This is a genomic window from Streptomyces sp. NPDC001858, from assembly GCF_053594615.1.
In genome coordinates this window covers 44406-62618 of record NZ_JBSFEV010000008.1, presented here as the reverse complement: position 1 = coordinate 62618, position 18213 = coordinate 44406, and the positions used below count along the sequence as shown (strand labels likewise).

The 18213-nt window shown below is 70.4% G+C and carries 21 protein-coding genes; 13 read left to right on the top strand and 8 right to left on the bottom strand.

Features of this window, described 5'->3' with window-relative positions; genetic code table 11:
* Positions 1-146: 146 nt before the first annotated feature.
* The 4 genes from ACWCPF_RS13930 to ACWCPF_RS13915 form a co-directional block, all read right to left on the bottom strand.
* Positions 147-1583, bottom strand: a complete 1437-nt coding sequence (locus ACWCPF_RS13930; protein ID WP_451045235.1) for an amidase family protein — start codon at positions 1581-1583, stop codon at positions 147-149.
* Positions 1580-2788 carry an MAB_1171c family putative transporter gene (locus tag ACWCPF_RS13925; protein ID WP_451045234.1) on the bottom strand — a complete coding sequence of 403 codons (1209 nt, stop codon included), beginning with the start codon at positions 2786-2788 and terminating at the stop codon, positions 1580-1582. Before ACWCPF_RS13925 ends, ACWCPF_RS13930 begins: the two co-directional genes overlap by 4 nt.
* Entirely contained in the window at positions 2785-3261 is a 477-nt protein-coding gene (locus tag ACWCPF_RS13920) for a ParH-like protein (RefSeq protein ID WP_451045233.1), read from the bottom strand. The genes ACWCPF_RS13925 and ACWCPF_RS13920 overlap by 4 nt, the downstream gene beginning before the upstream one ends.
* A gap of 71 nt (positions 3262-3332) precedes the next feature.
* Positions 3333-3803, bottom strand: coding sequence for a helix-turn-helix domain-containing protein (locus tag ACWCPF_RS13915; RefSeq protein WP_451045232.1), 471 nt, complete (start codon positions 3801-3803; stop codon positions 3333-3335).
* Between the two features lie 854 nt (positions 3804-4657).
* Here ACWCPF_RS13915 and ACWCPF_RS13910 point away from each other — a divergent pair.
* The 11 genes from ACWCPF_RS13910 (at position 4658) to ACWCPF_RS13860 (ending at position 13954) form a co-directional block, all read left to right on the top strand.
* On the top strand, positions 4658-5548 hold the full coding sequence (locus tag ACWCPF_RS13910; protein ID WP_451045231.1) for a helix-turn-helix domain-containing protein: 891 nt from the start codon (positions 4658-4660) through the stop codon (positions 5546-5548).
* Between the two features lie 2 nt (positions 5549-5550).
* The gene (locus ACWCPF_RS13905; protein ID WP_451045230.1) at positions 5551-6258 is read left to right on the top strand and encodes a zinc finger domain-containing protein; all 708 of its coding nucleotides are present in this window, start codon (positions 5551-5553) and stop codon (positions 6256-6258) included.
* Positions 6259-6421: 163 nt separating this feature from the next.
* Positions 6422-7078: a WhiB family transcriptional regulator gene (locus ACWCPF_RS13900; protein WP_451045229.1), complete on the top strand. Its 657-nt coding sequence runs from the start codon at positions 6422-6424 to the stop codon at positions 7076-7078.
* Positions 7075-8691, top strand: a complete 1617-nt coding sequence (locus ACWCPF_RS13895) for a hypothetical protein (RefSeq protein ID WP_451045228.1) — start codon at positions 7075-7077, stop codon at positions 8689-8691. Before ACWCPF_RS13900 ends, ACWCPF_RS13895 begins: the two co-directional genes overlap by 4 nt.
* Entirely contained in the window at positions 8688-8879 is a 192-nt protein-coding gene (locus tag ACWCPF_RS13890) for a hypothetical protein (RefSeq protein WP_451045227.1), read from the top strand. The genes ACWCPF_RS13895 and ACWCPF_RS13890 overlap by 4 nt, the downstream gene beginning before the upstream one ends.
* Before the next feature lie 82 nt (positions 8880-8961).
* Complete coding sequence (locus ACWCPF_RS13885; protein WP_451045226.1) at positions 8962-9198, top strand: hypothetical protein; 237 nt, start codon at positions 8962-8964, stop codon at positions 9196-9198.
* Entirely contained in the window at positions 9195-9821 is a 627-nt protein-coding gene (locus tag ACWCPF_RS13880; protein ID WP_451045225.1) for a plasmid mobilization protein, read from the top strand. The genes ACWCPF_RS13885 and ACWCPF_RS13880 overlap by 4 nt, the downstream gene beginning before the upstream one ends.
* Positions 9818-11560 carry a relaxase/mobilization nuclease domain-containing protein gene (locus ACWCPF_RS13875; RefSeq protein WP_451045224.1) on the top strand — a complete coding sequence of 581 codons (1743 nt, stop codon included), beginning with the start codon at positions 9818-9820 and terminating at the stop codon, positions 11558-11560. The genes ACWCPF_RS13880 and ACWCPF_RS13875 overlap by 4 nt, the downstream gene beginning before the upstream one ends.
* Before the next feature lie 402 nt (positions 11561-11962).
* Positions 11963-12355: a hypothetical protein gene (locus ACWCPF_RS13870; protein ID WP_451045223.1), complete on the top strand. Its 393-nt coding sequence runs from the start codon at positions 11963-11965 to the stop codon at positions 12353-12355.
* Between the two features lie 83 nt (positions 12356-12438).
* Positions 12439-13125 carry a hypothetical protein gene (locus ACWCPF_RS13865; protein WP_451045222.1) on the top strand — a complete coding sequence of 229 codons (687 nt, stop codon included), beginning with the start codon at positions 12439-12441 and terminating at the stop codon, positions 13123-13125.
* A gap of 289 nt (positions 13126-13414) precedes the next feature.
* Positions 13415-13954, top strand: coding sequence for a GNAT family N-acetyltransferase (locus tag ACWCPF_RS13860; protein ID WP_451045221.1), 540 nt, complete (start codon positions 13415-13417; stop codon positions 13952-13954).
* Between the two features lie 22 nt (positions 13955-13976).
* Here the strand turns inward: ACWCPF_RS13860 and ACWCPF_RS13855 are convergent, their stop codons facing one another.
* Entirely contained in the window at positions 13977-15098 is a 1122-nt protein-coding gene (locus ACWCPF_RS13855; RefSeq protein ID WP_451045220.1) for an IS630 family transposase, read from the bottom strand.
* A gap of 83 nt (positions 15099-15181) precedes the next feature.
* The gene (locus tag ACWCPF_RS13850; protein WP_451045219.1) at positions 15182-16003 is read right to left on the bottom strand and encodes a DUF317 domain-containing protein; all 822 of its coding nucleotides are present in this window, start codon (positions 16001-16003) and stop codon (positions 15182-15184) included.
* A 155-nt stretch (positions 16004-16158) separates the two neighbouring features.
* Between ACWCPF_RS13850 and ACWCPF_RS13845 the strand changes: the two genes are divergently transcribed.
* The gene (locus ACWCPF_RS13845; RefSeq protein WP_451045218.1) at positions 16159-16509 is read left to right on the top strand and encodes a hypothetical protein; all 351 of its coding nucleotides are present in this window, start codon (positions 16159-16161) and stop codon (positions 16507-16509) included.
* Between the two features lie 53 nt (positions 16510-16562).
* A protein-coding gene (locus tag ACWCPF_RS13840; RefSeq protein ID WP_451045446.1) for an IS5 family transposase occupies positions 16563-17494 on the top strand; the annotation gives its coding sequence in 2 pieces (ribosomal slippage) (positions 16563-16955 and positions 16958-17494; 930 coding nt in all).
* A gap of 15 nt (positions 17495-17509) precedes the next feature.
* Here the strand turns inward: ACWCPF_RS13840 and ACWCPF_RS13835 are convergent.
* Both ACWCPF_RS13835 and ACWCPF_RS13830 read right to left on the bottom strand, forming a co-directional pair.
* Complete coding sequence (locus tag ACWCPF_RS13835; protein WP_451045217.1) at positions 17510-17800, bottom strand: hypothetical protein; 291 nt, start codon at positions 17798-17800, stop codon at positions 17510-17512.
* A gap of 107 nt (positions 17801-17907) precedes the next feature.
* Positions 17908-18093, bottom strand: coding sequence for a DUF317 domain-containing protein (locus ACWCPF_RS13830; RefSeq protein WP_451045216.1), 186 nt, complete (start codon positions 18091-18093; stop codon positions 17908-17910).
* Positions 18094-18213: the final 120 nt, after the last annotated feature.

Genomic DNA, 18213 nt, shown 5'->3' with positions numbered 1-18213 from the left:
CCCGGCAGCCAGAAGCGCATTCCCACGGACTCATGCCGCCAGAGCACGGCGCCTGCCGTACCCGCATTCGCTTTCGGCGACCGCCCCGTGGGCCGTTGGCCAGCGTGCGATGCGTGGGCCTATCCGCGTACCGCTGGGAAACGGCGTCAAAGGATGACTCCCTCGTGCATCTCTCCGAGCAGCGACGCCAAGTGCTCAGCCGTTGCGAGCAGGATCCGGTCCGAGTACGCCGGCCCCACGAGCTGAACGCCGATCGGGAGGCCGTCCGCGCTTCGCGCGACGGGCACGACGAGACTGGGCAGGCCGACGTGGCTGGTGAGGTTGGCCCAGCCGGTCTGGTCGAAGAAGCTCCGCTCTGCTCCGTCGACCGTGAGAGAGCGTGCGCCGGCCGGGATCGCCGCTGTGGGAGCGGCGGGGGTGATGAGGACGTCGTGCTGAGCGTGGGCGAAGAAGTGGTGCCACGTCTCCCGGAGCCGGAGGCGCTCCTCGTTGGCGCGGAGCCAGGTGCGGTGTGTCTGCGTTCGGTGTCGGAGGACGGCGGCCCGTGGGCTCGCGTCTTCCGTGTGCAGGTCACGGGCCGCCGCGAGTTCGGCCGCGCCGGCCTCGTCGTCGGTGGCGGCCGTCGTGGTGGCGTGGAGGAGCTGCTCGAAGAGGCGGAGAGAGTCAGTGAAGCCGACCGGTCCCGCGGCGCGGCGGATGCTCGCGCCGGCGGAGGCCAGTGTCCGTTCGACGGTGGCGAGGGCGTTGGCGGTGTCGCGGTCGACGGGGCAGCTCGGTTCGTCGGCCCATACCGCCACGCGGAGCTGGCCTGCCGTGCGCCGCGCCGTGGGCAGGGTGACGCTCCAGGGGTTGTCTTCGTCGGGCGAAGGTGTGGTCAGCGCGGTGAGGAGCAGGTCGAGGTCGCGGGGGTGGCGGGCCAGGGGGCCTGGGGTGACCATGTCGCTGCTGGTGATCCACCCCGGTGGGCGGGGGATGTGGCCGCGGGCCGGAATGAGTCCGTGCGTGGGGCGCAGGCCGTAGACGCCGCAGTAGTGAGCGGGGAGTCGCAGGGAGCCGGCGAGGTCGCTGCCGAGGTCAGCGGGGGTCAGGTGGGCGGCGACTGCTGCGGCGGGGCCGCCGGAGGAGCCGCCGGTGGTGCGCTTGGGGTCGTGCGGGTTGAGTGTGGGGCCGAACAGGGCGTTGTCGGTGTGCAGGTCCTGGCAGTACGCCGGGGTGTTGGTCTTGCCCATGATGACGGCGCCCTGGTGGCGGAGCCGGGCGACGGCGACGGCGTCGAGTGCGGGTACGTGATCGGCGAGGTCTTCGGCGCCGCTGGTGGTGCGCAGGCCGGCCGTCTCGAAGCTGTCCTTGATGGTGAGGGGAAGGCCGTCGAGGGCCCCGTTGCTCTCGTTGCGGGCGCGGCGTTCGTCGGCCGCGTGCGCGGCGGCTCGGGCCGCGCTGTCGTCTCGGGTGACGACGGCGTTGATGTGGCTGGCGTCTATCCGGGCGAGGTGGAGGTCGAGCAGTTCGCGGCTGGAGATCTCGCGGCGGTCGAGGGTCTGGAGCTGGACGTGGGCGGGCTGGTGGGTGAGGTCGGTCGTCATGCGGAGACTCGCTCAAGGTGGGGCGCTCGCGCGGGCTGGCGGGGCAGGTGGCGAGCGACGTCGAGGAGAGCGCCGATGTCGTCCATGGGCCGGCTGGTCTGGCGTTCGGAGTCCGCGAACTCGGTGAGCCGGTCGGGGGCCGGGCGGGTGCCTTCGGCTCGGGCAGCGATTCCGGCGAGGATCTGGTCGGCAGTGACGGCTGCGGACAGTTCTTGGCCGTGAAGCCCTCGGGCCCGGTGATGGGTTTCGCTGGCCTCGCGGACTGCGGCGTCGAGGTATTGGCGGATCACAAAGCGGCCGTCCCGTATTTCGACCGTGCGGCGGTAGAGCCGGATCGAGATGCTGCGGAAGCGGCGCCTCTGGGCCGGGTCGACTCGGTCGATCGGCAGCTCGATCTCGGGCGCTTCGCTGTAGAACGCCAGCCACAGGGGGCGCAGGCCGTAGTAGCTGCGGTACTGCTTGATCCGGTGCTGGACGCTCTGTGCCTGCTCTCTGATGGTGGGCACGAGCCAGCCGATGAGCGTGAGCATGGCTCCGACATCGCCGCAGGTCCAGGCGAAGTCTTCCCATTCTGCGAGGGACGTGTTGAAGGCGCCGGCGATGACGTTGCCGATGCGGACGGCGCTGTATCCGAGGGTGACGGTCGCGCCGACGGCGACGATGCGCAGGCCGAGGCGGACGGACCCACGGGCGCTGCAGCGGGCAAGGCGCCAGCAAGCGCGGGCGAGGAACAGCTCTCCGAGGGTGTAGGCCGTGACATACAGGGTGAGGTAGGCGGCGTACCAGTCGTCGTGCGCGTAGTACAGCGTGAAGTCGATCGGTCGCGGCGCGCTGGGCGTCAGCAGGGCGAACAGCACCAGCAGCCCGGCGATCACGGCGGAGCCGGCCCAGAGCCAGCGGCGACTGCGCCGGCGGGCGACCTCGGGCGGGGATCCCCAGTAGGTGAGGACCACCTGCTGGCAGGCCAGCAGCGCGACCACGCAGCCCTGCGCGAGGGGCACGGAGATGTTGACAGTGCCGAGCACGCGGTCGAGGTAGTTCCACACCGGCGTGAGGGAGAACAGGAACGACAGCCCTGACAGCAGGAAGACGGCGGCCATCGCGGTGGAGGCGGGGTCCCGGCGCCGGGTGGGCACGTCCCGCAGCAGGCAGAGGAAGCCGAGCGTCGCGACGACGAGGCTGATCGGGTGGAGCAGATCCTTCACGGCCGGGCCTCCCGTCGGCGCAGCAGCGTGTGCGTGACGCGGTCCTGGACCTCGTCCCCGGAGGATTCGTCGCTGCGCCGCCACCGGTCGATGATGCGGCGCTGGAGCAGCGACGCGAGGAGTTCGGTGTCCCGCTCCTCGTCTTCGTCGTACTTGGTGCGGCCCAGCATCATCTGCACGGTGGCCGGGTCCACGCTGGTGATGAAGGACGGAGCCAGCGCGGACACCGGCCGGCTCTCGTGATGGCCCAGCAGGAGGTGGCTGAACTCGTGGGCGATGATGTGGTCCTGGTGCAGGGAGCTGGTCCGCGGGTCGTAGAACACGTGGACGGCACTCTCCGTGACGGCGCACGCCCCGCACACCGAGGGCGCCTGTTCCCGGGGCGTTAGGACCACCGTTCTTCCCGTGCGGCGAGATATCTCGTCGCTGAGGTCGCGGATGTTGGTGACGTGCGGGAGCTCCAGCTCGGCCAAGAGGTCAGGCCGGCGCACCCTGCGTGTAGACCACATTAAGTTTCCTTGATCATGTACTGAACTCTGGCCGTTTACGCGCTAGTTGAGGGCGGCAACCCCTCGGATTCTCTTACGCTCTCGACGATTCCCAGGACGGCATCCATTCCGTCCGATGAGACATCGGATAGGCGAAGAAGAACGTTTTTGATCTTTGCGTCGCGAAGCAGTACGAGCAACTCAAGTTCCTGCACTGTCTTTTCGGCGACCGCATCATCGAACCAGTAAGCGGGGTCCACGCCGAAGAACCCTGCGAGCGCTTCGAGATGACGCTTCGTCGGGTTATCACGCTGCCCGGTCCGCAAGAGCCACAGGTACTGCGCCGACAGCTTGCCCAGCCCTCGATTCTCCATCATCTCGGCCACTTCAGCGTTGCTGAAGGGGCCGCGATCGGGCGGGTGCACCGTGTCGAACAGGCGGTTTAGGCGATCCATGAGCCCCTTAGGGTTCACCTGGCCTCGGGTCGACTCTTCCATGATCCTTTCCTGGGTGGACTTCGTGGTCACTTCAAGCACCCTACCCCGCCATAAACACCAGTTGACGGCAAGATCCTCCGTATGGAAAGTTCTTCCCCATCAGCACGTTTTCCGTGTGGCGCGCACCGCCTTTTTAGGTCGGCCTGTCCGTTTCTACCGGCAGGAGCGCACCGGGCGACGTGGCGCGAGCCACATTCACCCAACGGCATACGTCACCTCTGGCATGCAGAGATTTGATCTTCGACTGGAAAGTGCGGTGGCGACAGTGGAAACACCTCATCCACATCGCATTTCCGCAGCGAGAGACAGCAGACACCCGCTCCAATTCGGACACAATGATGCGCTCTCGACATTCAGGGCAACCGCGGCAACGGCGGCCCTCTATGCCGGGAGGCGGCGGGCTGCATCCCGTCGCGCAGGCGACTTCGACAGCAGGCCGAATGGTCACACTCTGCAACTAGTACAGAGTTTAAGAACCAAGTCTGGATCTTGACACGGGTCCGTGCGTATGTTTCTCGTCCCCGGGCAGCCTGCCCGCCACGACGGACGTGAGGAGACCACGAGCACGGACCGGACCTCGAAGGTCCACAACGAGCGACGGCGTCCGAGAGCGGTAACTCACGGACGCCGAACGCTAAGCGGCATACCCGCCCCGGCAAGGGCGGAGATTGCCCACCATCACCACGCTGAGTCCTTCCGAAGGGCGCTTCAGCGTGGCAACACTGCAAAGGGGATTCTCGCATGCCTCCTGCCCTGCGCAAAAGGCCCTTCCGCCTGGCCTGCGCGGCAGCCACCCCCGCCTCGGCGTCATCGTGCCCCGAGCCGGAGCGCACCATCCCGGCCCCGCCGAGCGGCCAGCCCTGCACCGTGACCGGGAGCGGCCGATGAGCAGCGATGCCCGCGAGTGGGTGTGGGAGCACAGCTCCAGCCGGGGAACCGCGCGTCTGGTCCTGCTGTCGATCGCCGACCGGGTGGCGGACGAGCAGTGCGTCTCCTGGGCCTCGCTGTCGAGCCTCGCCAAGCGCACGCGTGCCTCGGTCTCCACGGTGCGCGAGGCCATCGACCGCCTGGTCGGTGCCGGTGAGCTGGAGCAGCTCGACGATCTCACCGGCCCCCAGCGCAGCACGGTCTACCGCCTCCCCCTCGCCGCCAAGGCCATGGCAGAGACTGCGGAGGACGAGGACGCCAGCCAAGGGCAGGCGGAGGAGCACAAGGCCACCCCGGTGCTGAGGATCTCAGCCCTGCGGCGGTGCGGAATCCGCCCGCGTGAGGTGCCGGAATCCCCCGCGAGGGTCCGGGAACCGGCAGTACCGGAAACCGGCAGGTCCCGGCGGAAACCGGCACCTCGACGTACCGGAAACCGGCACAGCGATGTACCGGAAACCGGCACACAGAACCGTAGTGAACCTGATTTGAACCGGAAGTACAGCAGTAGTGGTGGTGCCGCCGTCACCTCGGCTGCCGAGTGGCAGGTCGACCCAGCCACCCACACCTGGGCCCGCCGACAGGGACACCTCGACCGCCTCGGCGAGCATGGCCTGCAGGCCGCCGACGCGAAGTGGCGTGCCCACCGGGCCGCCCTCAAGCCGAGGCCGACGGAAGCGTGGGCTGCCGACTGGCGCTCCTGGGTCGCCCGAGAACACGCCCCCAGCCGCCCGAACCTCTACGCCGTGCCCGGCAAGAACACCGCCGTCCCGGGGGGCATGACGCGGGCCGAGGCCCACACCGCCGCCCTTCTCGCCGCCCTCGACGAGCCGACCGGAACGGAGGGCTGAGCGTGGACCGCCGCGAAACCGCCGCCCTGCTGGCCTACATCGGCCGCCTCGACCCCCGCACCATCCGCACCGATCAGGGCGAGGCCCGCGACCAGCTCGCCCAGTGGCACGAGCTGCTCGGCGACGTGCCGCTGGCCACCGCGCACGGCTGGGACGCCCGCGTCGCCGCCCGCCGGCACATCGGCATCTCGCCGTACCAGATCCTGCCCGCGGACATCGGCCGCCCGTGGGCGAGCTACCGGCGCGACCGCCTCTCCCGGCACTGCGACCCGACTCCGTCCGTCGACCCCGACGACCAAAGGGCCTGGACCGCGGAGCTGGCCGGCACCCGCCGCGCCGTCGCCTCCGGCAGCACCCAGCCCGCGCAGGCCCGGGCCATCACGAGCGGCCGGCACGGGATCGACCCGAGGCTGCAGGCTCGGCTGGACCAGATCGGCTCCTGCATACCGCCCGCCGCCCGAGCAGCCCTCGCCCCCTACCGGCCCGCCCGGGCAGCACGCGAGGCAGCCGTCGCACAGGGACTGCCCGACGCGCTCGGCGTCCGCTGCGAGTGGTGCCAGGCCCAACCCGGCGAGCCGTGCCGCCGCCGCAGGATCGGCCCCGACGACGGGGTGCGCGCAACCGCCCCGCGCGCGACGCCGCACCCCGGCCGCCTCGATCTCGCCGCCGCCCGGCAGACCGGGCAGGTCCAGCAGCCCGCGATGGCCTGACCGGCGTGCAAGGCCGGTGCACCCCGTCCGGTGCACCCGCCACCCCACCACCGTCCCGCACCGGCTGCGGCGCCCGCCCTCGCGCCGCAGCCGACACCCGACGTCGCGTCCCCCCGAACACCGGCCCCGACCGGCCGACGCGGCAGGACATCGGAGACCCCCCTTGCGCCACATCACCACCCACGCCACGCCGGCCACCGGCCTGCGCGGCATCGGCGACACCGACTGGCACACCCGCGGTGCGTGCCACGGCATGGACGTCGAGGACGCCGACGCGGTGTTCTTCCCCGGGCCCCGGGACCACGAGGAGATCGCGGAGGCGAAGGAGCTGTGCGGCTGGTGCCCGGTACGACGCGACTGCCTTAACTTCGCCCTGGAGAACGTCCTCAAGGAGGGCGTCTGGGGCGGCCTCACCGAAGCCGAGCGACGTCCCCTGCACGGCGGCCTGCCCCAGCGCCTCGACTACAGCCGGGTGATCGCCTTCTTCAACGGACGCGACGTGCATCTCACCGAGCCCGAGCGGCAGGCCGTCGTCGACCACGCCTACGTGCGCGGCTGGCGGCCCGACCGGCTCGCCGCCGCCCTGCAGATCAGCCACAAGCACGCCCGTGACCTGCTGCGGCAGGCCGCCAACAAGGTCTTCGACCGCGACAACACCCTCGGCGTGCCGCCGAACCCGTACAAGCAAAACAAGAAGACCAAGAAGAAGGCCACGCAAAGAGCCGGCCGGCCCACGTCCTCCACGCCCGAACCCCAGCAGCCGGTGTCGACGCTCGCGAAGCCCGACCCGGCCCGCACCCCTCTCGGAAAGGCAGCATGACCCGCCCCATCGCCGTGTCTCTCGGCAGCGTCCCCGACGTCGCCTTCCTCCTGGCCATCGGTGTCCCCGTCACGGCCGTGGCGATGGCGCTGACCGCCTGGGCACTCCGCCACCGGCGGACGCACCCGCAGAAACGTCTCGGCGGTGCGGCGGTCAAGGTCGCCGCGCTCGCCGCGCTCGGCTGCACCGCCTACAGCGCGGACACCAGCTGGCGGTTCGCCGCCGACTACCTCGACATGGCCGGCACCGCCGAGCGCATCGGCATGTTCGCCGCCGCCGAACTCGCCCTCTTCGCCACCGCCCTCATGGCACGGCAGAACCTGGCGACCCAGGGCGCGCCCGGCCTGCCGGGCATCCTGGTGTGGGCCATCACGACAGTGCAGGTCATCCCCGCCTACGCCGAGAGCGGCCCCGTCGGCGGCACCGTCCGCGCCTTCGTCGGGCCGGTCATGGCGGCGATGCTGTGGCACCTCGCCATGGGCATCGAACTGCGCCTGCGCACCCCCGGCGCCGCGTCCCACGGTCTGATCGCCACGCTCGGCCGTGAGGCGCGCGAGCGGCTGCTGTCCCGCCTGGGGATCGCCGTCCGGGATCGCGACGCCGCGCAGATCACCCGCGACCGGGCCACCGACCGCGTCGTCTCGCTCGCCGCCCGCCTCGCCGAACGCACCCCCGAACAGCAGCAGAACCGACGCGGACGCCGGCTCACACGTCGGCTGTCGAAGGCCATCGGCCGGGCCGCGGTCGGTACGGACTCCGCCCAGCGCGACAAGCTGCTCGGCCAGCTCGCCGCCCGCCGGCACGCGCTCACGCTCGTCACGGTCCCCCTGCCCTCCCCCTGGTCCCCGCACCCCGCCGGGACGACGACGGTGACGGTCCCCGCACCGACTGGCCGAAACACCGCGTCGCCCATGGACGGTCCCGACACGGTCCCGCAGTCTCTCGGGGACCGCGGAGCGGGGTTCGGGGACCGTGACACGGGGACCGACACCACCGGGGACCAGGCCGAGGGGACCGAGGCGGGGACCGACACCACCGGGGACCGGACCGACGGGACCGAGGCGGTCGGACCAGAGCCCTCGCAGCCGCTCGCAGGGTGCGCGGGGACCGGCCTCACCGAAGCCGAAGTGCCTGCTCAGAGGACCCGACTGGACCGGGGACCGGACGGCCACGAGTCGGGGACCGACACCACCGGGGACCGGGGACCGAACACCCCCAACACGGGGACCGACACCACCGGGGACCGGGGACCGAACACCCCCAACACGGGGACCGACACCACCGGGGACCGGGGACACAAGGTGCCGGCACGCCGGCAGTCCCCCACGAAGGCCAAGGGCAGGGCAAAGCGCGGCGGCCGGCCGCGCAGCCCGAGGAAGCAGCGCCCGCCGCGGGAACCGGGGCAGTCCGTGGACCAGCTCGTCCAGCAGGTACGCCCTCACGTACCGGCCCTGCTCTCACGGGACGGCAACGAGCGCGTCACCCGGGTCCAGCTGAGGGAGATCCTGCGCCGCGAAGACCTCAAGGGCGTCCGAAACGACCGCATCAGCCTCGTCCTTCAGCAACTGCGGACCGAGGCCGACAACGCACCGACCAGGAGTACCACCCGATGAAGACCTGCCAGCAGTTCGCCAGCCTCCGCCACGAGTACGAGCGGGAGATCGGCTACCTGCACGCCCACTCCGAACTGCATGCCGGCACTGCGGCGGCGAGGTCCAGCGCGACGCAGGCCAAGTCGACCAAAGCCCGGATGGCCCGGGCGCTCAGCGGCCACGTCGGACGTTGCCCCGAATGCGGCTAACCCGCAAAGCCGCAGGTCAAAGCACTACGGATTGCGGTGGCCCGGCTATGGGCCGAGCCACCGCCCAGACCGGGAGGCACCGGTGATTCCCCATCCCAACCGCCCGCCCACGTCCGCTGACGCCAGCGCCGGCGCCTGGGCGGAGGTCCTGGTCCGCCGAGGGCTTCTGCACGCCGCCGTGCTCGTCCCGACCGGCCAGTGGCTCGTCCAGCACACGGCCGGCGGACCTGTCCAAGTCCTCGCCGGCCCGTCCGAAATCGTCGGACTGGCCGCCGCCGTCCAGCACCGCATCCGCTCCACGAGGCCCGATACCCGGTGACGAACCCGAACACGAACCGCACCGCCCCGGAACCTGCTCCCGACTCCAACTCGGTCTCAAGGCGAGCAAGTTGGGGCGGAAGCGTAGCTTCCGCCAACCCCGCCCCCGAGGGGGCGGGGCAGGACCCGCACCGGGGGGCGCAGGTCCTTCCGGCTTCGACCGAGGGCGGGTCGGAGCCGGGGCAGGAGGAGCAGCAGACCGACCGCCGCGCACGCCGACAGCGTGCTCCTCGCGCCCGCCAGCGCCCGCGTCAGCCGCCCGAGAAGAAGCGCCTGCACCAGCCCAACACCCGTTTCAACGAAGAAGAGTTCGCCCTGATCAAGTCCGCCGCCGAGCGATGCAATCTGTCCGTCGCCGGGTTCCTCGCCCGCTCCGCGCTCGCCGCCGCCCGCGACCTCGGCCGCACCAGCGCCGAGATCGCCGACGAACGCGAAGTGATCACCGCCCTGTTCGACAGCCGGCGTCGGCTCGGCTGGGCCGGCAGCAACCTCAACCAGGCAGTCAAGGCACTCAACTCCGGTGCGGACGCCCCCCAGCTCGAAGCAGCCGTCGCCGCCGTACGGCGGGCCGCCGACACCGCCCACGAAGCCGCCGCACGGCTGATCGAGCGCCGCAGCTCATGATCCCCAGCGTCAACTCCTCCGGCTCCCGCACCATCGGACTCCTCGCCTACCTCTACGGCCCCGGCAAGCACGAGGAACACACCGACCCCCACCTCGTCGCCTCCTTCGACAGCATGTCCCCCGACCCCGGCCGCGACCCGAACGCCACCCTCAAAGACCTCCAGCAGCTCCTCGACCAGCCCGTGACGGCCCTCGCCGAGCACGCCCGCCCGGCCAAACACGTATGGCACACCTCCGTCCGCGCCGACCCCGGCGACCGGATCCTGTCCGACGAGGAGTGGGCCGACATCGCCCGCCGCATCGTCGCCGCCACCGGCATCGACCCCGGCAAAGGACAGCCCGGCTGCCGCTGGGCCGCCGTACGGCACGCCGACGACCACATCCACATCGTCGCCACCCTCGTCACCGAGGACGGCCACCGCCCCGACGACTACCGTTCCGGCACCCGCGCCCAGGCAGAAGCCCGCCTCATCGAAAAGGAACTCGGTCTGCACGAGGTCGCGCCCGGCGACGGAACGGCCGCGCAGCGGCCCACCAGCGCCGAACGCCACAAAGCCGAGCGCCAGGGACGCGAGCGCACCGCCCGCGAGGAACTGCGCGAGACGGTACGGCGCGCCATGGCCGGCGCGGGCAGCGAGGAGGAGTTCTTCGACCGGCTCGCCGGCGCCGGCCTCCTGATCCGTCAGCGCGCCGCGCCCTCCGGGGACCTCCTCGGATACAAGGTCGCCCTGCCCGACGACCGGAACAAGGACGGCGAGCCGGTGTTCTATCCCGGTGCGCGCCTCGCCCCCGACCTCTCGCTGCCCCGCATCCGGGAGCGTTGGTCCGCCGATGCCCAGGACAACCCGGCCCCCCGGCAGGAAGATGCAGTCCGCACGGGACCGGGCACACCGGCCGCTGCCCGCCGCAGGACCGCTTCGGCAGCGTGGCAGGCCGTGCTGGTCGTCGAGACCGGCAGCGACGCGGTCGCCGCCGCCCACATCGCTGCCGCCGGCGAGGTCCTGGACGCCCTCGCGAAGACGTCCGCAGCCCACACCCGCCGCGAACTGCGTGACGCGGCAACGGCCTTCGAGCGGGCCTCGCGCTCCCACGTCCGCGCCGTCCGCGGACACGACCGCGACCTGCGGCAGGCCGCCCGCGACCTCGTCCACGGCGGCCCCGCCCTCGGCCGCGGCGAGGACGGCGCGAGCACCGCGATGGCGATCGACATGCTGTTCTTCCTCATCACCGCGACCATGCACTGGCACGCGAAGAAGGGACACGCACAGCAGGCAGCCGCCGCCCGACAAGCCGCCGAGCATCTGCGCGCCGCCTACGAAGAAGCCGCCGCCCAGCCCCTCGGCGTGCTCTACCAGCGCGGCCGACGCCTGAACCAGCCGATGCTCCAACGGCAGACGAGGGTGCTGCGCGAGGCACTGCCGACGCTGGCCGAACAAATCCTCGCCGAACCCGGCTGGTACGCCCTGGCCGCGACCATCGTGGAAGCCGAGGCCGCCGGCCACGACCCGGCCGCGCTCCTGTCCGACGCGGTGGAGCGCCGCGAACTCGACACCGCGACCTCGGTGAGCGATGTACTGGTGTGGCGGATACGGCGGATGGCCGACCTGCCCGCGGACAGTTCGGGGCTGCCCGACATCGGTACGACGACGCACTCGTCGACAACGCACAGGGCAGCGTCCCGGCCTTCCGCACCTGGCCGGCGCCGGGGCGGGGCGGAGACATCCGGCAAGACCCGGTAGGTCCTGGGAAGGCAGGGCTGCGGTCTCAGCGCATGGACGAAAGCAGGGACACAAGACCGTCTCGCACGCGACCCACAGCACGGCCGGTCGCCACGCGGCCCTCCGGCGAGGTTCAGAACCGCCCTGCCGTTCGCGGGCGCCGCGCACACGACGGAAGGGAATGACGCAGGTGCGGCAAGTCACGCCGCTAGGGGCCGCGAAGTTCAGCCGTACCGGGGAAAACCTCCCCTTGCTCCCTGGAGACACACGTGCCGCAACCAACTCGTCATTCCTGGCTCGGGGATGGAAGGAAATGCTCTCTGGCCTGCACGAACGCCAGTGTTGACTTGGTGAATTGAAACCGCCGAAGGGCGTAGGGCACGCTCATGAAGCGAGCAGGACGAGGCAGGGGAGGACGTCAGGGTGTTTCACCGGATACGCCGCCGGGTCAAGGGGCCCAGCCAGGAGCAGGCCGAACGGGACCGTGAATGCAGCGAGCCGGCCTCCGTGGTGGATGACCTCCTTCCGCCGGAGCTGCGGGTGCCCAGCCACGACCAGGTCGAAGGCACGATGATGCCGTGGAAGCAGCCGCTCGTCCTCGACGGCGAGTTGGCCGCCTGCGCCGAATGCGGTGTGTACCGGGACTGGCTCATCCTCTCCACCCGCGGTCAGATCTGGATGCGCTGCCGGGCCGGCCACCAGCAGCAGCAGCAGCAGGAGACCCGCCTCGACACCGCCTGGTTCAACCGGAACTGCGGGCCGGTAAACACGACGCACGCCACGTTCGAGGACTGCCTGCGCCACCTCGGGCACTGATCCCCCACTCCTACGACCCCACCGGGCCCGCGGGCCCTCACTGACCACCCGTCGCCCAGCACCAAGGGGATGTCAGTTCCGTCATGCGCGTTCGCGTCGCCGCCACCGCCCTCGGCATCACCGCCGCCCTCCTCGCCGTGCCCGCCTGCTCCACCGGCACCGGGCCCAACGCCGCTCCCTCAATCCGTACCGGGAAGCCGGCCGACGACGCGCCGAAGGCCTCTCCGCTGTCGTCGACCGCACTGGAGACACGCCTGCTCGACGAGAGCGATCTCGGCAGCGACTACCTGCGCAAGCCCGAGCGCCCAGCCCAGCACGAGCACGTCACCGTCGTCGGCTGCCCGGAACTGAGCGAGCTGGGCGGCGACACCACAACCGGTGGCACGCTCACCTTCCCCCGCAAGGCGAAGACGGCCTTCACCTACGGCGGCAGTTCCTCGGAGATCTCCGAGGAGCTGTACAGCGACAGCGCGGACAAGCTGTCCGGCGCCGTCGGCCGGATCTTCGACGCGATGACCGGATGCCCGGCCTATCAGGTCGTCGCGGGCGGCACGCGTGTGGACATGGCCTCCCAGAAGCTGCCCGCGCCCCACGGGCTGGGCGACGAGCAGTGGAGCCAGCTCCTGACGTTCTCCGCCGGGGGGCGCAGCACCGTGGTGAAGCAGACCGCGATCCGTGACGGCGCTCTGCTGGTGATCGTTTCCGGCTCCCCGGCCCTCGTCGACCGCCACCTCGGCAAGGCCGTCGCCAAGGCAACCGCATCCAGCTGACGGCCCCCGACGCGCATCTGCCCCCGAGTGCTCGGGGGCAGCTGTGCGTCCGGCGCAGGTACGGTCCAGGCCCTAGTAGCAGAAAAGCCCGGCCCTCCTTGGAGGAGGAGCCGGGCTGAGCGCGTCGGGTGGCTGAACGGGATGCTAGTGCTTTGGCCGGGAAGGTTCGCCGGGGCGGTGGTCGCTTCGTCAGTCTTGGTGCCAGCCGTGCATTCTCCTTTTGAGCGGCGGTAGCAGTCCCGAAGAAAATGGATTGTCTTGGGGACAGTGTTCACGTTGGCTGGGCAGCATGGCTGAACTGCGTACCGATCGCCTCGTGCTCCGTCGATGGCAAGACTCCGACCTTGAACCGTGGGCGGCGATGAATACTGATCCCGAGGTTCGGGAGCACTTGGGCGACCTGCGCACCCGTGAACAGAGCGATGCCTCCGTGGCGCAGTTCCAGGCCGAGTTCGACCAGCGAGGCTACGGATGGTGGGCAGTTCAATTGCAGGCCACGGGCGAGTTCATCGGCTTCGCGGGCTTGGACCAGGTGGATGATGGCATGCCGTTCACGGGGGTTGAGATCGGTTGGAGGCTCGCGCGCTCGGCCTGGGGCCGTGGTTACGCCACCGAGGCCGCCCTGGCTGGCCTGGCCTTCGGCTTCGAAACGCTTGAACTCCCCGAGATCCTCGCAGTGACGACTGCTACCAACCTTCGTTCCCAAGCAGTGATGCGCCGGATCGGCATGACCTGCGACCCGGCTGACGATTTCGACGACCCCACCGCGCCCGAAGGGCCACTGCGTCCGAACGTGCTGTACCGAATCGCGCGTGGTGTGAGGGGCTGACGCTCTCAGGCGATCGGCTTGGTCAGGCCGCGGCGGGGAGCGGGCGTCCGCCCCAGCGGATGCCCTTCTCGCTGCGGATGCGGGCGCGTTCGCGACGCTGCGCCGCGAGGATGTCGGGGTGGCGGGCGTTGGTGTTGCGCCAGCGCAGGTAGGCGTGCAGGGTTCGGGTCTGCACGCTGTGGTTGCGGTGGTTGGAGTTGGCGATCGTGAACTGCCGCAGTGGCCCGAAATGGGCTTCGATCGGGTTGGCCCAGGAGGCGTAGGTCGGGGTGAAGCACAGCTCGACGCGGTTCTTCTTCGCCCAGCGACGGATCTTGTCGCCCTTGTGGGCGGACAGGTTGTCCAGGATGACGTAGATCGGGGCGCCGTCCGGGCGCGCGGCCCGGATCGACCTCAGTGCGGCCAGGGTGTTCAACGCACTTTTCTTGCGGCGGTTGACGCCCCACAGCCGGTCGTCGCCGACGGAATAGCAGCCGTGGAAGTACCGCACTCCGTGGGTGCGTTGGTAGGTCGCGGGATGCCGCTCGGGATGGCCGGCAGGAGCCCAGCCGGCTCCGGCGGCGGGGCGGATGCCGAGTGGCCCGAACTCGTCGAACGCGAACACGCGGTCCGGGAAGCGTCCCAGCACCTCCTCTATGCGGTTCAGCTTGGCGTCGCGCTCGGGGTCGGGCGACTCCTTCCAGGTCTTGGTGCGTTGGAAGGTGATGCCGCGGCGGGCAAGCAGGCACCGTAATGCCTCGCGGCCGATCCGGATCACACGGCCGTGCACTTTCCTCAGGTAGGCGGCGAGTTTGCGGATGGACCAGCGGGTGAAGGGCTGGCCGAGCTTGGTCGGGCGGGTGGTGGCCGTCCGGACGACGAAGTCCTCGTCGTCAGGGCTGAGCAGGCGGGGACGGCCTCCCGCCCACCGAGGGTCCAGGCAGGCCAGACCGATCTCGTTGAACCGGTGGATCACATCGCGGACGGTGTCCTCATCTGCCTGGACCAACTTCGCGATCACCGGGACCCGGTTTCCGCCGGCCGAGGCCAGCAGCATCATCGCGCGCCGGTATCGCACCGAGCTGGTGCTGCCCCGGCGCACGATCTGCTGCAGCTTCTGCCCCTCCTGGTCGGTCAACCTGCGCACACGGACAGGCTCAGCCACCACACCCCCAACGGTCGGATCGGACGTCTCCGGACATCCAACCGCTGGAACCGCCGACCCGGCGAACCTTCCCGGTCAGAGCACTAGATGGCGGGCGCACGCAGGAGCCGCTCCTGGGTGGCCTCGGGCAGCACCCGGCGCAGGACCGGTGCGGTCGAGCTGAGGGAGGCGGCGAAGGCGGCGACGAGGTCGTGCGGGACGCCGGCGGAGAAGGATGCGGCCCACAGGCACGGGGCGCCGAGCGCGGGCTCGGCCCATGCCTGCCATCCGACGGGTCCCGCCTCGTCGGCCCCGGTGGTCAGGGCGCGCGGGTCGGCGTCCTGGATGAGGGGCGGTACCTCGCCGAGGCGGATGTGCGACGCGAACGTCGGGTCGGCCGCGGCCGTCTGGGGCTGGTCGTTGTCGCGGAACCATCCGTGTGCGGCGACGGCGTCGAGGACCTGCTCGGGGCCGACGAGCGGCACGGCGGGCTGGTCGCGGGCGTCGAGCGCGACGAGGAAGTCGGACACGGCCTCGCCGGGGACGTCGGGGGTGAAGTAGGCCGACCACTGGGCGAGCGGGCTGCTCGTGGCGGCGCGGGCGGAGACCTGCCAGGCGATGGGCAGCCCTCCCAGGTGGAACGGCTCGTCGGCCAGGCTCCACTGGGCCCAGCGCACCGTGTCGGGACTGATGTGCAGGACGGTGCTGCGCAGGACCTGGCGGTCCTCCGGCGCCTCGTGCGGCTCATGCCGTCCGCGGACGATCGTCAGGCCCGTCCACCCCAGGCCGTCGAGCGTGTCGGCGACGGCGTCGTAGAGGCGCCCGTCATCACCGGCCAGATGCCGGGGACCGACCCAGAACGCGGGCTGACTGCCGCGCGGAGTGGGCGGGTCGGGCGGGAAGTCGGGGTACAGGGGCGCCTCCAAGGGCTCGGTGCGGGTCTAAGACTTGTCCGGCCGATCATGAACGAGGGGCTGGTGTACTGCTTGGGCAGGGTGCTGTCGCAATCGCGTGGCCAAGGGCCCGCTTTCCGGGCCGATCCGGAAGTGGATCTATCCTGACCGCCTGGGGAGGGGGTGGCGTGGAGCGAGATGTTCAGCTGGTGCGGGACTTGGTGGCGGCTGAGCCCGGCTTCGAGGGCCTGTTTGACGCGCATGTCTTCAACGAGGACGGTGTCCTGCCCTACGTGTTCTTCTGGGATGTCGTTCAGGAGACCGTCGCGTCGTTCCTGGGAGGAGACAAGACGGACTGGAGAGTCACGCTGCGGTTCTTGGAGGAGCAGCTTCGACTTGATGTCCCGGAAGTGGCCCAGGTGGTTACCACCTCGTTCCTCTTCAATCTGCCATGGCCGGATCAGCCCGGACACAGCCTTGTTGACCACCTTGGTCCCGCCATGAGTGCACGGTTCGCTGCGATCCGGCCGTCCGGTTAGGACTTGTCCGGTCGAATGTGTGACTACTGCCTGTCCAAGCCGTTGCCATGATTATGGGGCGGGGTGATCTGAGTGATGCCGAGTGGGAACGGCTGCGGCCGTTTCTGCCGGTCAGCAACAGGCGTTGTGGCCGGTGGCGGGATCACCGGCAGGTGATCGACGGGATTCTGCACCGGGTGCGGACCGGTGTGCAGTGGCGTGACCTGCCCGAACGGTTCGGGCCATGGAAGACGGTCTACGAACGGCACCGACTGTGGTCGGCCGACGGAACGTGGGAGCGTCTGCTCCAGCGGGTCCAGGCCGCGGCCGACGCCGCAGGCGAGATCGACTGGGACGTCTCGGTCGACTCAACCATCGTTCGTGCGCATCAGCATGCGGCAGGTGCCCGCACCGGCCCACCGCCGGCGCCCGCTTCAAAGGGGGCCGAAGCGTCAGAACATCAGGACGAAACGCCGTGGCAGAGTCTGCACGGCCGCCTGGTGGAGGTGGTGCGGGAGGTGAGGGCCTGGGCCGCTCACGCGGCGGGTTCACCACCAAGCTCCACCTGAGCGCGGACGGTCGCTGCCGCCCGATGTCTCTGATCGTCACACCAGGTCAGCGAGCGGACTGCACCCAGTTCAGACCGGTGCTGGAGAAGATCAGAGTCCCGAAGTCGGGGCCGGGCAGGCCCCGCAAGAAGCCCGACAGCGTCGCCGCCGACAAGGCCTACAGCAACCGACCATGCCGTGAGTACCTGAGGCGCCGAGGCATCCAGCACACGATCCCGGAGAAGGCCGACAGCCAGGCTGCCCGCCTACGCAAGGGCTCACGTGGCGGGCGACCGCCCGGCTTCGACGAAGAGCGGTACAAGAAACGCAATACCGTCGAGCGGGCCATCAACCGGCTCAAGCAGCACCGGGCGGTAGCCACCCGCTACGACAAGCGCCGTTACGTCTACCTGGGCACCGCCACCGCCGCAGCACTCACCATCTGGCTCCGCACATGATCGGCCGGACAAGTCCTAGTTGCCGCCGGCACGACGGCGGGGGCGGCGCGGCGGCGCCTGAACGGAGCCCTGCCACGTCAGGGCGACGGCGACTTCGGGCGGCAAGTGGCCGAGCTGCGCGCCCTCGTCACGCCCTTCAGCGAGATAGACAACGGTGCGGCCGGTCCCATCAACTGTCTGCACGACCTGCGCCAAGCGGTGCGCCATCGGAAAGAACGGGTTCATGGCCTGGCGGACCGGAGCGCTCCGGTCACAGCCGGACAGCAGGTCGATGAGATCGCCGACGGTCATCTCCGGGGACATCACGAACAGCCTCCTGGGATACGGGGAAACGGGGAGCAGCGCAAGAGGTCGGCGACCGGCAGACAGCCGGCCGCTCACAGGGCGATGGCTACCTGCCGGCGTCCGCGCCGTCATCGGACGCGTGAGGTCTCCAGCACGCGCGCCACGGCAGCGGCGACGATGTCGGCCGGCGTCTCGGTGTCGAACGACAGGTGGTAGCCGCGCACTGTGGGCTGGCCGGCACGCAGCTGCCGCTCACGCAGCCGCAGGGCTTCGACGGTGGTGGAGAAACCGGGACCACCCGGGGCTACGGTCACGGGTCAACACCTCTCCGACCTGCGGTTTCCTACAAGGTCGTCTACGTTGACATGCCCTCACACACGTTGGCCAGTCTTTCCGCGATCTTCCCGGTCTGCCCCCGGCGAACTTGTCCTTCG

Bases quoted from the DNA above. Each gene is read 5' to 3' on its own strand.
- ACWCPF_RS13930 (WP_451045235.1), bottom strand. From the start codon at position 1,583: ATGACGACCGACCTCACCCACCAGCCCGCCCACGTCCAGCTCCAGACC.
- ACWCPF_RS13910 (WP_451045231.1), top strand. From the start codon at position 4,658: ATGAGCAGCGATGCCCGCGAGTGGGTGTGGGAGCACAGCTCCAGCCGG.
- ACWCPF_RS13895 (WP_451045228.1), top strand. From the start codon at position 7,075: ATGACCCGCCCCATCGCCGTGTCTCTCGGCAGCGTCCCCGACGTCGCC.
- ACWCPF_RS13890 (WP_451045227.1), top strand. From the start codon at position 8,688: ATGAAGACCTGCCAGCAGTTCGCCAGCCTCCGCCACGAGTACGAGCGG.
- ACWCPF_RS13875 (WP_451045224.1), top strand. From the start codon at position 9,818: ATGATCCCCAGCGTCAACTCCTCCGGCTCCCGCACCATCGGACTCCTC.
- ACWCPF_RS13865 (WP_451045222.1), top strand. From the start codon at position 12,439: ATGCGCGTTCGCGTCGCCGCCACCGCCCTCGGCATCACCGCCGCCCTC.
- ACWCPF_RS13860 (WP_451045221.1), top strand. From the start codon at position 13,415: ATGGCTGAACTGCGTACCGATCGCCTCGTGCTCCGTCGATGGCAAGAC.